9 protein-coding genes are annotated in these 17308 nt (G+C 40.5%); 7 read left to right on the forward strand and 2 right to left on the reverse strand.

From position 1 onward, the window contains the following. Window positions 1-7: 7 nt before the first annotated feature. Window positions 8-2086, reverse strand: a complete 2079-nt coding sequence (lodA, locus tag ACSQ6I_RS24765; protein WP_438892888.1) for a CTQ-dependent lysine 6-oxidase LodA — start codon at window positions 2084-2086, stop codon at window positions 8-10. 331 nt (window positions 2087-2417) lie between these two features. Between lodA and ACSQ6I_RS24770 the strand changes: the two genes are divergently transcribed. From ACSQ6I_RS24770 to ACSQ6I_RS24785, 4 genes are all read left to right on the forward strand, one after another. Then, window positions 2418-2597 carry a hypothetical protein gene (locus ACSQ6I_RS24770; protein ID WP_438892889.1) on the forward strand — a complete coding sequence of 60 codons (180 nt, stop codon included), beginning with the start codon at window positions 2418-2420 and terminating at the stop codon, window positions 2595-2597. A 143-nt stretch (window positions 2598-2740) separates the two neighbouring features. Further along, window positions 2741-5320 (forward strand): CHAT domain-containing protein, encoded by a 2580-nt coding sequence (locus ACSQ6I_RS24775; RefSeq protein WP_438892890.1) that lies wholly within the window; start codon window positions 2741-2743, stop codon window positions 5318-5320. 141 nt (window positions 5321-5461) lie between these two features. Further along, the gene (locus ACSQ6I_RS24780; protein WP_438892891.1) at window positions 5462-7828 is read left to right on the forward strand and encodes a two-partner secretion domain-containing protein; all 2367 of its coding nucleotides are present in this window, start codon (window positions 5462-5464) and stop codon (window positions 7826-7828) included. 427 nt (window positions 7829-8255) lie between these two features. Beyond that, on the forward strand, window positions 8256-11651 hold the full coding sequence (locus tag ACSQ6I_RS24785) for a two-partner secretion domain-containing protein (RefSeq protein ID WP_438892892.1): 3396 nt from the start codon (window positions 8256-8258) through the stop codon (window positions 11649-11651). A gap of 13 nt (window positions 11652-11664) precedes the next feature. Here the strand turns inward: ACSQ6I_RS24785 and ACSQ6I_RS24790 are convergent, their stop codons facing one another. Beyond that, window positions 11665-13437: a ShlB/FhaC/HecB family hemolysin secretion/activation protein gene (locus ACSQ6I_RS24790; protein WP_438892893.1), complete on the reverse strand. Its 1773-nt coding sequence runs from the start codon at window positions 13435-13437 to the stop codon at window positions 11665-11667. A gap of 240 nt (window positions 13438-13677) precedes the next feature. Between ACSQ6I_RS24790 and ACSQ6I_RS24795 the strand changes: the two genes are divergently transcribed. The 3 genes from ACSQ6I_RS24795 to ACSQ6I_RS24805 are packed head-to-tail and all read left to right on the forward strand — an operon-like array spanning window position 13678 to window position 17225. Next, window positions 13678-14874, forward strand: coding sequence for an AAA family ATPase (locus ACSQ6I_RS24795; protein ID WP_438892894.1), 1197 nt, complete (start codon window positions 13678-13680; stop codon window positions 14872-14874). Next, complete coding sequence (locus tag ACSQ6I_RS24800) at window positions 14871-15704, forward strand: hypothetical protein (RefSeq protein WP_438892895.1); 834 nt, start codon at window positions 14871-14873, stop codon at window positions 15702-15704. Before ACSQ6I_RS24795 ends, ACSQ6I_RS24800 begins: the two co-directional genes overlap by 4 nt. Before the next feature lie 48 nt (window positions 15705-15752). Continuing rightward, window positions 15753-17225: a TldD/PmbA family protein gene (locus tag ACSQ6I_RS24805; protein WP_438892896.1), complete on the forward strand. Its 1473-nt coding sequence runs from the start codon at window positions 15753-15755 to the stop codon at window positions 17223-17225. The last annotated feature ends 83 nt before the right edge of the window (window positions 17226-17308 follow it).

A 17308-nucleotide genomic window follows, 5' to 3' on the forward strand; every position in this document is an offset into this window, starting at 1 on the left:
AAATCATTTAGAAGCGAACTCGCGTACCAGAACGAGGAGTTAGCTGCCGTTCTGCTTCGACAACTTCAATCTCCCTAAATTTATCAAACTCCTTCATTGCCTCTTGAACATCCAATCTCAGCATTCGCAGTCGGGAAGCCCGTACTTCTTTTTGATCGTCAAGAGTTTTGAGATAAAATACTTGAACATCTGTACCATTGTCATCTGGGCGCTCAGTAATTTGACTAATCGGTACAGATTGGTAACTAAACATATCATTGTTCCGTTCTGTTTCCACCAAATAAGGAAACATCTGTCCGTTTTGTCCGCTATTTTTGTTACGGACGAATGCTAAATACGACCATCCTTGGTTAACCATTTGTTTGTAACTGTTAACTCCCCGAATGAAATTAACCTGTAACCCAGCGGGAATACCTGATGTTGCTTGCGCCAAAGCAGTTTCATCACCACCAATTACATCCCAAGGAGCTTGTGGTGGCCACCAGTAAGAGTAATAGGTAGGTGGTTTAGGAGCCGCAGGACTACCATCTTTATTGGTGTCAGGATCTGTAAAGTTGATAAATTGAACTGAACAATTGAAGAAATCTGCTTGCCAGGGAATTGCCATGCGCTTGGTTAAATCACCAGGCTCACATCCACCTCCTTCACACTCATCACGGCTGGGAGTCAGTCCATAGGTGTCATCAACCTGCTTCTGTTGGATCTGGTAAGCCTCTTCATAGATCACTGGATTTTGTGTTGTCCAAGTCACTTCAATTCCTGGACATTGAGGGAGTCCAACAACATTGCCAGCACTGGCACTATTTCTCTCATCAACACCAGCATAAGGTTCATAGTTGGGGTCATTGTTGAACTTGCCATCGGCCCATTGTTGGAGAAGAAAATATTGTGTTTGGGTAAGTGCTAGGAATTTTTCAATATTGACATTACTAACGGAATTGCTACCAGAGTTAAGTGGCATCATTGGTACATGGTCGTCGCTAAATAAGGTGTATTGACGACTTCCGGGAAACGTTGCAGGATTGGGAAGCTCTGGTTGCCGAAAATAGGAAAAATACTGCTGTCGATTGACCTTATTGCCATTGGAGGGATCGGAAAAGTCAAAAATGTTGGAGGAAAAGGCAATCATAGATTGAACATTGGCTACCCAATGATAACCAGAAATTCTCTGAATAATCGGTAGAATATCGCGTTGATAGTTGGCATCAAAATTTTCATTCCATGTCCCATCTTGATACATATTTGGGACAAGATTAAAGTAACGCACACCAACATCAAACATGGTGTCATCCCAGGTGGAGATATTCGTAATTTCTGGAGCAAAATGCGGCGGTCCAGTTACAACCCAGGCTTTCAAAGTATAAACTTCTTGATTTTTCAATGTGATAGTGCAAATGACTGAACCATCTGAGATATCGTCGTACCAGGTATCAGCCCCTCCATAACTAGAAAGTGGTTCATCACCTCCAGATTTGCCAAATCCTCCCAACACTACTAAGCGTCCTTCATCGTCTGTTTTCAAGTCGCCAAGCTTGTCAATAGAATAACCATACTTTGGATCTGGGGGCGGGAAATTCCCATGTACATATCCAGCAGGAATGTTGTCACGACTAATTTCAATGCTCTCGTTAATACCTGAGATATTTCGTGGACCTGGATCGATGATTAGGGTCTGGCGATCTTCAGTGTTTTTGTTCCTGAAATCGACTCCTTGTGCCTGATAGCTATTATTTTCTCCAAACAGGAGATTTCCTTTATATTCTGAAAATTGGTACCAGGCAGCTTTTTTATTGGCTAAGTGTACTGTCCATTGAATGGATTCCACTTCTTCATGGACTAAGGTAAGTTCCTCTTCATGATGGGGAAATATTGAATCTTTGCGATAGATCCGAAATTTTTGCCCTTGCCGTTTTACCTTTCCAGTCTCATCTTTAAACTCGCTAAAAGGTTCTTGCCGTTCATTGCCATAAGCATCGCACTCGATAGGCAATCCCCCGATTTTATCTGGGGCGAGGAAAAAGTCAGTGTTACTATTACCAACTCGAGCAACTCCGACTGATGGATAAATCGAATAAGTGTAGCTCATTTTACTTCGTATGGCAGTACAATCTTAAGACGCTTGTCAGGGAACATTTCTGAATTTCCAGAATTAACAAAAGTCTCAACTAAACTATTTCTGACAAAGAAAAGGGATTTTGGAATACCTGAAGTGCTTTGGCATCGCGCTCTCTACGGCATTTAACAATGGGTTATTGGTGGCTTATTAGCTAGTTCTGGTTGAGGTTCAACAGTGATAGTAGAAGATATAAAAATTAACATTCCATAATTTGCAAATTCTAGATAAGGCTCCAAATTTATTGGAGGCTTGAGGCGCAGTAAATAGGGGCAATTTGAGCTTAAAGGCTGGCTCTATTCTCATGGACAACTTTGCTACCATTCTTGGTAATAGTCGCAGTAATACTACTGCATCTAATCAAGAACAGGCTAGTATTAACTTGAACTCTCAATCTTTGATTATGCGTAATTGCAGCAACATCACTACCAATGCTACTGGTAACAATGTTATCGGTGGCAATATCACTATACTGATGTTCTAGTCGTAACAGAAAATAGTGAGATTAGAGATTTTGGAAGGTTGTTGATGTTAAAGGTCAAGTTCACTTGGTTGCTGAAGTAGCAAATGCTATTCCTCATAGTTCTGTTTTACATCTGGCTTCTTGTTCTACACATTCATGCAGATATGATTATTAATAAGGTAATATTTAAATATTTTTGTTTAGCAATATTAGTTACTTTGCTGACTATATTACAAGTAAATAAAAGTGTTTCTTTCCAACTACCTGTAGTCACAGCAGTTTCTGTAGTCACTGCTTCCCCAACTTCATTAGTAGAAGCTGGAAAGCAAAGCTATCAATCGGAAAAGTTTACAGAAGCGATCGCACTTTGGCAACAAGCCACAGAGATATTTGCTAAAAAAGGTGATACCCTCAACCAAGCAATTGTACTCAGTAACTTAGCCTTGGCATACCAACAGTTAGGTAAGTTACAACCAGCAAACGAGGCTATATCTCAAAGTATAAATTTTCTCAGTAGGGGTGGGGTTTCCCCGTCTTCCCAGTCCTTCTCCCTCTTAGCACAAGCATTAAATATCCAGGGAAATCTGCAACTATCTCATGGAGAAGCAGAAACGGCACTTAGCACCTGGGAAAAAGCCGCTGATATCTATAAAAAAGCTGGAGATCAAACGGGAGTCAACCGCAGCTTGCTGAATCAAACTCAAGCTTTGCGATCGCTGGGACTATACCCCCGTGCTAGGAAGACTTTAGAGCAAGTAACCCAAAACCTGCAAGCACAACCAGACACTATGTTGAAAGCATCTAGTTTGCTGAACTTGGGTGATACTCTGCGGGTGATGGGTGATTTAGAAAAATCCCATCAGATTTTACAACAAAGTTTAGCGATATCTCAAAAATTAAATTCCCAACCGGAAATCGCTGTCACATTACTCAGTTTAGGCAACACTGCTTTTTCTCAACAACAAAGTGCAGCAGCTTTCAATTATTATCAACAAGCAATATCTGTATCCACTTCACCTACCATAAAACTTCAAGCCCAACTCAATCAATTACGTCTTTACGTAAACACAAAAAAATGGGCAGAAGCTAAAGCTTTAATCCCGCAAATTCAGCCTCAAATAGAAAACTTAGTTCCCAGTCGCACCAACATATATGCACAGGTAAATTTTGCCCAAAGTTTGCAAAAAATTGCTCAAAAAACTGCTCAAAAACAGCTTGCTGCCAAAACTCTTGCCACAGCTGTCCAACAAGCTCAAAGTATCAGCGACACAAGGGCAGAATCTTACGCTTTGGGTTACTTGGGTGGAATGTATGAACAAAATCAACAATGGTCAGAAGCTCAAAAACTCACTGAACAAGCCTTAATTCTTTCCCAAACAGGTAATGCTGCCGAAATCAGCTATCTTTGGCAATGGCAACTAGGAAGAATTTTTCAAGCGATTGGCAACTCAGAAAAAGCTATTGGTGCATATGATGCAGCAGTTAAAACCCTGGCGTATATTCGTAAAGATTTAGTTGCTGGTAATAGCAATCTTCAGTTTTCTTTTCAGGAGAGTATAGAACCTATTTATCGAGAGTTAGTTGGTTTATTACTGCAACCTACAAAAACAAAAAATACCAAAGATATCAGTCAATTGAATTTGAGCAAAGCCCGTGATTTGATTGAATCTTTAAAAGTAGCAGAATTAGATAATTACTTTCGGGAAGATTGTCTTACAAGTCAGATTACCAAAGTTGACCAAATAGATCCGCAAGCTGCAATTATATATCCGATTATTTTGAGCGATCGCTTGGAGATGATCATCTCCGTCACGAATCAACCTCTACGTCAGTATACTACGACTATTCCCCAGCCAGAACTAGAGAAAATTTTACTAGAAATGCGATCGTCCCTCAGACCCAACTTAGGAAATCAACAACGTCTAGCGATCGCTCAAAAAGTGTACAATTTACTCATCCGCCCCACAGAAGCAGATTTAGCTGCCAGCGACATCAAAACCCTAGTATTTGTCCTCGATGGCATAATGAAAAACCTGCCAATGGCAGCACTTCACGACGGAAAGCAATATCTAGTAGAAAAATACAGCCTAGCTCAAACACCAGGGTTACAACTACTTTCTCCCCAACCCCTACAACAAAAACCCCTCAAAATACTAGTTGGTGCTATCAGCGAAGCCAGACAAGGTTTTTCCTCATTACCTGGAGTAGGTGTAGAAATTAAAGGTATCACTTCAGAAATTCCCACTCAAGTCCTATTTAATCAAACATTCACCAGCACAGATATCCAAAATCTCATCCGTGCAACACCCTTTCCCATAGTTCATCTTGCTACCCACGGTCAATTTAGTTCCAATGCACAAGATACCTTTATTCTCACCTGGGATAATCGTCTAAACGTCAAAGATTTAGGCGAACTACTGCAAACAAGAGAACAAGATACCAATAATCCCATTGAATTATTAGTTCTTAGCGCCTGTCAAACCGCCCAAGGAGACAACCGCGCCCCACTAGGAATAGCAGGTATAGCCGTTCGTTCTGGCGCACGTAGTACTCTAGCAACACTATGGTCTGTAGATGATGAATCTGCCGCTGAGTTTATGGTGGAATTTTACCGCCAATTAGCCAAATCTAAAGTAACAAAAGCTGAAGCTATCCGTCTTGCTCAATTAAAACTACTCAACCAGCCAGAATACAGAAATCCCTTCTACTGGGCCCCATTTGTGCTGTTAGGAAATTGGCTTTAATCCCAATATAGAAACTTACGCACTGTAAAAATGAATCCTAGTAAGTGCTAACGAAATTATGTATCAACTCACCCTCGTAATTTGGAGAATGTATTGGTATTGTCATTCGGAACATTCTTTCCACAGTTATGGGTAACTGCTATGTTGTACAGCTTTTACTTGAGCCTCTACCTTTTGGCATTACTCACTTCTGTTTTTATTGCCAAAAAAGCGATCGCTCAAATAGTTCCTGACAATACTCTGCCGGTTAACTCTCAAGTACAACCAGGTTGCACGGTTTGTGAAATTAACGGTGGTACAGTTAGGGGTGTCAATCTATATCACAGTTTCCAAAAATTTTCCGTACCCACAAATGGACAAGCTTTATTTAATAACAGTCCAACAATTCAAAACATCCTCACACGAGTTACAGGTAGCAGCATCTCCAATATTGATGGACTAATTCGTGCCAATGGTAACGCTAACCTATTTCTAGTCAACCCCAACGGCATTATCTTTGGTAACAATGCCAGTTTAAACATTGGTGGTTCCTTTGTAGCGAGTACAGCGAACAGCCTCAAATTTGCAGATGGTACGCAGTTTAGTACCCAAACTGTTGAAAATACATCCCTATTAACCATCACCACTCCTATCGGCTTGCAATATGGCAGCAATCCCGGAAAAATTCAAGTCCAGGCAACAAATAAATTACGGGTACAACCAAATCAAACCTTAGCTTTAATAGGTGGTGATATCACCTTAGAAGGGACAACATTAGGAACCTCAGAAGGGACAACATTAGAAACCTCTGGGGAAAGGATAGAATTAGGTAGTGTTGCTGAAGAAGGTTTAGTTAAGCTCACTGCGATTAACCAAGGATTTTCCTTCGGTTATGATGGCATCAAAAACTTTGGAGACATTCAACTAGCAGCTAGTACAATTGATACCAGTGGCATAACTGGCGGTGAAATTCGGGTACAAACACGCAATCTGCGAATGATTGAGGGTTCACGGATGACATCTTTAAACTTGGGTTCACTTCCAGGTGGGACTATGAGCATTAATGCCACTGATACTGTAGAAGTAATTGGTACTGGTAACTTTGAAAAAGCTTTTGCAGAAATTATTAATCCCAACAATCTGCGTGATAGTCGCAATGGATTTTTTGCAGTTAGTCAGGAGACTGGAAGTGGTGGCAATTTGGAAATGAATACGGGTCAATTAATCCTCAAAAATGCAGCATTTATACTTGTTTATACTGCTGGTCAAGGTAACAGTGGCAATATTAATATTAACGCCTCTAAGTCAGTGCAAGTAGTTAATTCCTTATTGGGAACAGGAAATGATTTTGATAGTACAGGAGATGCAGGTAACGTAAATATTAATACCAAGAATTTGATTCTCCAGGATAGAGCATTAGTAGGAGCGCCTAGCCTTGGTAATGGTAGAGGGGGGAATGTTAACATCAATGCTACGGAATCAATAGACATGACTGGAGGTCAACCTTTTTCAGATTCAGAACTAATTATTACTGGTCGCAGTATTAACACTAGAATCAGCTCTGAAACTTTTAGTGCTTCTGATCCAGGTAATTTGAAAGTAAATACCTCTGGTACACAACTAAATGGCTCAGATGCTAGGTCGAGTGCAACAGGAGCAGCAGGAAATATAAAAGTTAGCACCAATACCTTAAAAATTCGTGATGGGGCTACGATTACTGTAGAGGGTCGAGGAACAGAAAATGCAGGTAATGTTATCGTAAATGCTCGCTTTATTCTCTTGGATAACTCTGCCACCATCACTGCAAACACTCGTGGTGAAAACATTGAACTCTATTCAGAGCAAGCAAGTATTAATTTAAGCACTCAAAGCTTAATAATGCGTCGTGGCAGCAGCATTACCACTAACGCAACTGGTAACAATGTTAACGGTGGCAACATTATTATTAATACTGATGTTTTAGCTGCATTAGAAAACAGTGATATTAGTGCTAATTCGACTGATTTTCGGGGTGGTAAGGTAACAATCAATGCTCAAGGTATCTTTGGGACAAAATCTCGTCCACAAGCCACTCCAGAAAGTGATATTACTGCGACTGGAGCAAGTCCTGAGTTGAGTGGTAAAGTCCAAATTAACGAGTTATCTGTTGATCCCAGTCAAGGCTTAATTAATCTCTCGACAAACCTAATTGATACCGATAATGAGGTTGACCAAGAATGTGCATCTGGTAGCAAATTTGCAAGTCGAGATAATAAATTTACTATCGTTGGCCGTGGTGGATTACCATCTAGTCCTGATGATTTATTCACGGGGACGACAGCATTAGTTGATTTGGTAGAATTAGTGCCTAGTCAGGAAAGTAATCAGGATATTCAATCTGAAACTGCTACTAGCAGTTTACCAACAAAGATTGTGGAGGCTCAAGCATTGGTTGTTGATGACAAGGGTAACATTCACTTGGTTGCTCAGGTAGCAAATGTTTTACCCCACAGTCCTATTTCACCCCAAGTTTCTTGTTCTACACGTTAATGCAGAATCCTGATTGTGTAAGGCATCGCCCTAGCTACGCATATTTCCTAAGAGAACTCCACAGAAAGAAATGCCCAATGTCATTCTGTTCACGAAGTGGCGTATGACTCCTACGTCGTCACGCAAGCTATAGCCATACGAAACGAAGTGTAGTGAAGAATCCTCCGAGATGCTTCGTTCCGCTTTGCTGCACTCAGCATGACAAGACAGGATCATTTATTTTGTGGCTTACTCTAAATCGAATATAGTGTCTCAAAATAGCGGCATTTTTCCTTGCCAGATGTGGGAACTTGAGGATATATGGCTACGCCACGCAGGCTATCAGATAGCTGAAACTGTTAAGAGTTACCTATTCTCTATTTCCTGTCCTCACCTACAACTTTTATGCCTAACGGCACGCTACGCGAACAGCAAGCCCTAGTAGATTATGCTTGAATATCAAACTAACCCTTACATACACAGCCAGATTACCAACAAAGCTCATATTTTTACTTTCAGTCTGGGGTTTTTTGCATTGCTTATTTCTCCTATTATTGCCAAAAAAGCGATCGCCCAAATAGTTCCTGACAATACCCTCCCAATTAACTCTCAGGTACAACCGGGATGTAAAATCTGTCAAATTAACGGTGGAACAGTGAGAGGTGTAAATCTATTTCACAGTTTCCAAGAATTTTCCGTACCCAAAAACGGACAAGCCTTATTTAATAACAGCTTAGAAATTCAAAATATCCTTACACGAGTTACAGGTAACAGCATCTCCAATATTGATGGATTAATTCGTACAAATGGTAACGCTCACCTGTTTTTAATCAACCCCAAAGGCATTATCTTTGGTGACAATGCTTATTTAAAAATTGGTGGTTCATTCACAGCTACCACAGTTAACAGTTTAAAGTTCTTCGATGGTAGTGAATTTAGCGCTACCAATCCCCAAGCACCACCATTATTAACAGTTAATATTACGCCTGGTTTGCAATATGGTGAAAGTCCCACAGGTGCAAAAATTACAAATCTGGGCAATCTCTCAGTAGGGCAAGACTTTGATCTAGTAACAGATCAACTAGATATGCAAGGAGAATTCAACGCTGGAAATAACCTGACACTCCAGGCAACCGCAAACCTGCAAATGCAGAATAGCATCATCACTGCGGCTGGTGGAAACCTAAATATTTATGCTGGAGAACTAAACCTCATCAATACAACCATCAACAGCAACGCTAGTACCAGCGGTGGCGAAATGGCTATCCACGTCAGAGACTCTGCCACCTTGATAAATTCCATTCTGCGGATGCAAAGTATGATCGGTCAAACTCCTGGTAATATCAGCATAGAAGCTAATCAAGTGACAATTAAAGATCAGTCATTAATATATGCTGATCAGCAAGGCAGTATTACCATCAGTGCCAATAGATTATCCCTTGACAACCAAGCTCAAGTTACAGCAAATACAGTATCTGAAATCAGCGGCGATATTCAGCTACTAAACTTAAAATCTTTGCAGTTAACTAATAATAGCTCTATCTCATCTGTGACAATTAATGGCGAAGCAGGAGATATAACTATTCATGCCAGTGATTTTATTCAGCTTGATAGTGGCAGCCTGCTGGCATCTGGAGCCGTTGGTGAAGGAAATGCTGGCAATATCGCTATTACCACCAGACAATTAACCATGAATAATGGAGCAAAGGTCAACGTCAGTAGTGTAAAAAATGCAGGTCAAGTATTCCTAATAGCCGATACCGTCACTCTCGATAATCAAGCCAGCATTGATGCTAATACCTTCTCCGGCATTGGTGGAGACATCACACTGCAAGATTTAAAATCCTTACAATTGAGTAATAACAGTGCCATATCTGCTTCCACGGTTAATGGCGAAGCAGGAGATATAACTATTAATGTCAGTGATTTTATCAAGTTTGATAGTGGTAGCCGTCTGGTATCTGAGGCTGTTGGTGCAGGGAATGCTGGGTTTATAGATATTACTACCGGACAATTCACCATGAGCAATGGAGCAGATATAAACGTTAATAGTCAAGGTAATATTGCAGGCTATTTGCGTCTTTCTGCTGATACCGTCACTCTTGATGACGCGAGAATAGAAGCCAATACAGGATCTGGTATTGGTGGTGACATCCAATTAGTAGATTTAAAATCTTTGCAATTGAGTAATAACAGTTTTATTTCAGCTTCCACAGAGGATGGTGAAGCAGGAGACATTACCATTAATGCCAGTGATTTTATCAAGCTAAATAGTGCGAGTACTCTGGCTTCTGGCAGTCCTGGTCAGGGTAATGCAGGCTTCATAGATATTACCACTGGACAATTTACCATGACAGATGGCGCACGAGTAACTGTTAGCAGTAAAGATAATACAGGCGGCTATTTACGTTTGACAGCTAATAGTGTGAATCTTGATAACCAATCCCAAATCACTGGGGAAACAGCATCTGGTATTGGTGGAGATATCGAATTACTGGACTTAAAATCTTTACAGTTAAGTAACAACAGTTATATCTCCGCTTCCACAATTGATGGTGAGGCAGGAGATGTAACTATTCAAGCTAGTGATTTTATCAAGCTCGATAGCGGTAGCCGTTTAGCATCTCAAGCAGCAGATCAGGGTAATGCAGGTTTTGTAGATATCACCACTGGGCAACTTAGCATCAATAACGGAGCAAGAGTAACCGTTAGTAGTAAAAATGGTATAGGGGGATACTTAGAACTCTTAGCTAATACTGTGACTCTTGATCACGAATCCCAAATCATTGGAGAAACAGCATCAGGCATTGGTGGTGATATTCGACTGCTAGACTTACAATCCTTACAGTTAAGTAACAACAGTTCTATTTCAGCTTCCACAGATAATGGTGAAGCAGGAGATGTAACTATTAATGCTAATGATTTTATTAAGCTCGATAGTGATAGCCGCATAGCATCTGAGGTCACAGGTCAAGGTGACGCAGGATATGTAGATATCACAACTGGACAATTCACTATTATAAATAAATCAATTGTTACAGTCAGTAGCCCTTCAGGACTGGCTGGGTATCTCGCAATAACAGCAAATAATCTGTTTCTTAATCAAGGATTCTTAGCAGCAGAAACAGGAGTTGGAGAAGGAGGAGACAACGCTACTATTAATTTGTTTGTGCAAGATTTATTGCTGATGAAAAACAATACCCGGATTTCAGCACAAGCTTTTGGTACTGCTCAAGGTGGTAACATTTTTATTAATGCTCAAAGTGGTTTTGTTGTAGCGTTGCCTTTTGAAAATAGTGATATTACTGCTAATGCTGATCAAGGTAACGGTGGAAATATCAACATTACTACACAAGGAATTTTCGGGACAGAGTATCGTTTACAAAGTACGCCAAAAAGTGATATCACTGCCAGTTCCCAGTTTGGTCTTAATGGTGATGTTAGCATCAATGTATTGAGTATTGACCCCTCTCAGGGATTATTATCTTTACCTACGAGTCTTGTTGATGTCTCCAATCAGATTGCTCAAGGGTGTGCTGCGGGTAGTAAATTAGCTAGTAGTAAAAATAAATTTACTGTAGCTGGTAGAGGTGGTATCCCATCTAGTCCTGATGATTTATTGACAGGGACAACAGCTTTAGTTGAGTTGGTTGATTTAGTACCTAGTCAGAACAATCAAGAAAATATTAAACCCATTGGTGTTAATAGCAGTTCAGCAACGGAGATGATGGAAGCACAAGGATGGATTTTTGATTCCAATGGTCAAGTTCACTTAGTTGCTAAGGTAGAAAATGCTCTTCCCCACAGTCCTGTTTTAACTCTGGTTTCTTGTTCTACACCTTAATGCCGCGATGCGTTCAAAAAGGACTATATCGTAAAGAAAAATATAATCCATTTTCTTGCCATGTTCTTGGTTGTGACTCAACTGATATTAAAGGAATCCCCCAGTCTAGACGAGCGGTAAGATTGTTCTGTGTCCATTGCCAACCTATTCCTGCCGCAGCTAAGGTATTAGGTGTGGGATTATCTGTACCTGAATTATTCCAGCCGACACCGATATCTATAAAGGGTATGACCTGTAACATCCCATTCATTTTGGGTAGGCGGAGAATGGGGATGAGAACTTCAGCAGAAACCAAAGTTCCGTTATCTGTGAGTAGGTAATCTTGACGATAGCCGCGCACACTTTCTTGACCACCTAATCCAAATTGTTCTAAAGGTAGTAATGCTCTTGAGGTTAACTGTGTATTAGCACGGAGTAAAAATAAGGTATCAGGAGCTAAAAGCCTTGCCCATTGAGCTTGTCCCTGCCAAGAAAAAAAGCGGCTGTCGGGGGCGGATGTATTAATTGTAGGATTTAAGAAATCAATTCCTAGACTGAATTGCGATCGCACTGCAATTACTTGATAGCTGTTGCGAGTAGTCCATTCTTGAAAAAAGCGCAACGCAGATAACCTTGTGCGTCCTTCTTCATCTGCTCCCACCGAGGGGAAAGGAATCCGATCTCCGGGGATATAAGAAGCTTCACTTTCCCGTCGAGAAGCTGTCAAACCCAGGGTAAATTCCTGTGTGGGACTTTGAACAATGGGTTGACGAAATGTCAGTTCATAGGCACGAGAATTAGACTGAATATCGAGGATATTGAAAGGCTCTTCAATCACATTACTGGATGTATTACTAAAGCTAAAAGCTATAGTTCCATTGCGAGAATTAACAGGTAATGTGTAGTTGACATCAAGAGAATTACTGCCATCTGTATTGCTGTAAGTCAGGCTCAGAGCGTCTCCCAAGCCTAGTAAGTTAGCTTCGGATACATTTAAGCGGCGGCGAAAACTACCAACGCTAGGCGATCGGCCATTATCTAAGGTAACTTGAGAATGGAACGTTTTCGCCTCACTAATCTTCACTTGCAATATATTAGTTCCAGTCCGAGAACCAGCAGACAGTTCCGCAGACAGGTTTTCAATCAAAGGATTAAGTTGCAACAATCGCAAAGCCTCTAGTAAACGCTCCCTATTGACAGGTGCTTTTGTAGCTATTGCCAAACGACTACGTATATAACTGGGATTCAGTCGCCCCGTACCAACTATTTCTATGTCTTCTAATTTACCTTCAATTACTTGAACTTTAATCACACCAGACTGAATAGTTTGTGGAGGAATATACGCACCAGAAGTTATGTAACCATTTTTAATATATAAGTCAGTAATTTGAGAACGAGCCTGAAATAACTCAGCCAGCGAAATCGGTCGTTTAGTAAATTCAGCAGTAACTTGAGCTAACTCCTCAGGACTAAATACAGTGCTGCCAATCACTTCAAACCGTTCAACGATAATAGTTGCGGTTAAATTGCTAGGAAGTTGTTCTTGAGGTGGGGTAGTTTGCTCAGGTAGTGGAAATAGTTCTGCTGGTGGGGGTAGTGGTTGTGGTATTTCCGGTGCCGGAAATGGGGAAGGAGAAGATGGTTGTAAATCTTGAGGAGGTGGGATTTGTTGGGATAAGAAGGTATCACCCTTTGATGTTTGTCCAGTTTCTATAGTCTGCGCTTTCAGAGGTCGGGACGTTACACCATCAAGCGATACAAGTATACTTAATAGCAAGTAATAAAATGCAGTTTTTCTGTAGTACATACTATAATATTTTGCTCTCCATCAGATAAAATAATACTTCTTTGGAGGATGATTTTAAAGATTATAATGATAAATTTGTTACAAAGATTATTTCTATGATGAATAGTGAGCCAGACGCTACGAGTAGCTTACTTCCCTAGAGAGGTAAGCTCACCGCAGGCATCATGAGAATTTTCAAGCCTTTTAAAAGTTACTGTAAACTTTATCTAGGCATTCACATTTTTGTAGGAAAATATCATCATGCCTAACAAACTTAATCATTTACACATCAAGAATTTTCGCTCCCTTGCGGATGTTCATATTACACCTGATTCTCTCAACATTCTCTTTGGCCCTAATGGAGCCGGAAAATCAACATTTTTAGATACAATCTGGTTTATTAGAGATTGTGCTATCAGAGGTGTTGATTCAGCTTCCTCATTTAGAGATCATGGAATTGGTATTCTTTGGGATGGAGCTAATACAACGGACAATATATTAATTTCTATAGAAGATGAATCTGCCAAATATGAAGTTTCATTTGGTTTGTCATCTGGCAGAATAGAAGCTTTTGCAGGTGAAAAATTAGTTAATAAAGTTAATAATCAATTACTCATTGATAGAACCATCGGTAGTGACAAAGCAACATTTTATGATTTTGGTATGGGGGAGAATGAAACTACTATCACTCTCAGAGAACCAGAAAAACTTGCCCTGACTAGCTATGTAGCCTTTGGAAAAGGTGATTTTGCTGCATTAGAATTAGATAAATTACTTCGTGCTGCACGTTCTTATCACCTAAGAGGTGCTTCCCTATTTAATCTGAGAAGAGCCGGTTCCGAATCAGAACCGGGTGATAGATTACAAGATAGATGTGAAAATTTATGGTCTGTTTTGAGAAACTTACATGATAGACAAGTAATTGATGAGAGATACGATACAATCATGAAATTTATGCGCGAAAGTTTCCCCACTTTCGACGGATTGTATTTTGAGCAAACTGGCAGAAATACAGTTTATGCAAATTTTTTAGATAAAAGACGACGTAAACCAATTCAAGCTTCAGGAGTATCTGATGGACATCTTCAGATGCTTATTAATCTCACAGCTTTGTTTTCTGAAAAACCAAATGGCTATTCATTAATTTTGCTTGATGAACCAGAAATATCTTTGCATCCTTGGGCGTTAGCAGTTTTCGCTAAAGCAGTAAAACTCGCTACAGAAAAATGGAATAAACAAGTATTTATTGCCACTCATTCCCCTGTGCTAATTAGTCAATTTGAACCTAAAAATATATGGGCTACGGAACTTGATGCAGATGGAAAAACCTTGATGAAACGGGTTAGCGAAATAGCAGACATCCAGGATTTGCTAGAAGAATATGCAACAGGTTCATTATACATGGCTGAAGCCATAGCACCTCAGAGTAAATTTGGTTCTGAGGAATTAAGTCAATGAATGGAGAAAATCACACTAGCAACCAGCCATGCTACTTTTTTGAATTTGGATTATTTGTGACAGGTGAAACTGAAGAACAGCATCTACCAAATTTATTTAGCAATCTCATGGTTACTGGTATATGCAGCTTTAAATTTGTGCGCCGTATTGGTCAGCGTTCACCTAGAACTTCCCCAAAACGAGAAATGAGAATGGTTGGAACTGGTAAGATTATTCCTGATAAAGATGAGCAAGAGATTGGCATTCCAGCTAGGCAATATCTATCTGAAAATCCATGTAGATATATATTGCTGGTGGATGACTTAGAAAGAGACAGAGTGACAATAGCAGCACAAGTTTTTCAGCGATATCGAGAGGCACTGAATACTATTTTAAAAGAGCAAAAAAATCGTACTTCAGTTCATTTACTAGTGAACATGATTGAAGCCTATTACTTCGCTGACTCTCAGGCAATCAATGTAGTTTTAGGAACTAATCTAATAGATTTCCCCCAAGATGTTGAGACTATTCCCCATCCTAAAAATGAATTAAAAGCTATATATCCTGGTTTTGATGAAAAAGAAGATGGTGGGAAAATATTAAAACTCCTGAGAGTTGAACATATTTTGTCTCGTCCTGATACCTGTGCATATCTGAGAACTTTATTTTATTGGTGCTACAAAGTTTTACAAAAATACCCATATCCAGAAATTTTAGAGCAATTTCCGGCTGAACAATATCACTTTCATGATGGCATCTTAAGTGAGATCACAAAACAACAATTAGATGATATGGCGGAAAACCCTACTGCCGAACTGCCAACAGCCGCTTGCATGGATTTGTTAGACTGATAACACACCAGGATTTTTCAGTCACAACGCCAGCAGACGAGGCAATTCATGCTTACAAATACCCTACTTCTCTCGAACCAACTCCCCACCCTCCAGTATTCATCCACCTCAGAACGCTTTGATGAAACCTGGGAAGCGCCACTGGCAACCCTTTTGGGACTAGGACGCGCCGCTGGTGCTGATTTTATCGAATTCTATTTAGAACGTCGTAACTACATCAGTTGTTTAGCAGAAGACGACACCATCACCAGTATTTCACCCAGTTTAGCCACAGGTGCAGGAGTTAGAGTATTTCGTGGCAAAGCTGACTGCTACGTCAGTACCAATAACATGACATTTTCCGGGTTAAAAGCAGCTTTAGAAAAAGGTCTTTCCATCTTAGGATTACAACTACCTACAGCTAATGCTTTCATCCCCGAAATTAACCTCGAATTACTGAGAGACTACGCCACCAAACGCGGCAAAGATGGCTGGCTACCTTTGTGTAGTTCTATCCGCGAAATGGGAGAAGTTCTCCTTGATGGTACTGCCCAACTCCACAAAAAAGCTACTCACGTCCAATCACGCCGCGCTTCCTATTTCCGCGACTGGCAAGAAGTCTTAGTTGCTGCCAGTGATGGTACATTTGCCCGTGATATTCGCCTCACTCAATCAGTAGGATTTAATATCCTCTGTGCTGACGGTGCTAACCGTGCCTCCATTGCCGAACGTGCAGGTAACACCAGTGATGCTAATTTCCTGAGAACCTGGGATTATCAACAAGCGTCAGAACAAATCGCCGAATCAGCCGGTAAAATGCTTTATGCAGATTACGTAGAATCAGGAACTTACCCCATTATCATGGCCAATCACTTTGGCGGCGTAATTTTCCACGAAGCTTGCGGACACCTGTTAGAAACTACCCAAATTGAACGCAACACCACACCCTTTGCTGATAAAAAAGGCGAAAAAATCGCCCATGAAAGTTTAACAGCTTGGGATGAAGGACGTGCAGAAAATGCCTTCGGCACAATTGATATGGATGACGAAGGAATGCCGGCACAAAGAACATTATTAATTGAAAAAGGTGTTCTCAAAAACTTCTTAGCTGATAGAACTGGCTCAGTTCGCACCGGACATCCAAGAACAGGCAGTGGCCGCCGTCAAAATTACACTTTTGCCGCCGCTAGTCGGATGCGGAATACTTATATTGATACAGGCGAATACACCAATGAAGATTTATTTGCCTCTGTTGATAAAGGTATTTACTGTAAAAAAATGGGTGGCGGTAGTGTTGGTGCTACAGGTCAATTTAACTTTAGTGTTGATGAAGCTTATTTAATAGAAAATGGCAAACTTACCAAACCGTTAAAAGGCGCTACCCTGATTGGTGAAGCTAAGGAAATTATGAATAAAATTTCCATGTGTTCCCAAGATTTAGAACTTGCACCTGGTTTTTGTGGTTCTGTTAGTGGCAGCATTTACACTACAGTCGGACAGCCTCATATTAAGGTTGATTCTATTACTGTTGGTGGACGGTAAGAACTTTTAGAATATCTGTCTCACGCAGAGACGCAGAGGCACAGAGAGCAAGATTGAGTTTGAGATTGTAGGGTGGGTAATGC

The sequence above is a fragment of the Anabaena sp. WFMT genome, from assembly GCF_051781005.1.
Lineage (GTDB): Bacteria > Cyanobacteriota > Cyanobacteriia > Cyanobacteriales > Nostocaceae > Anabaena.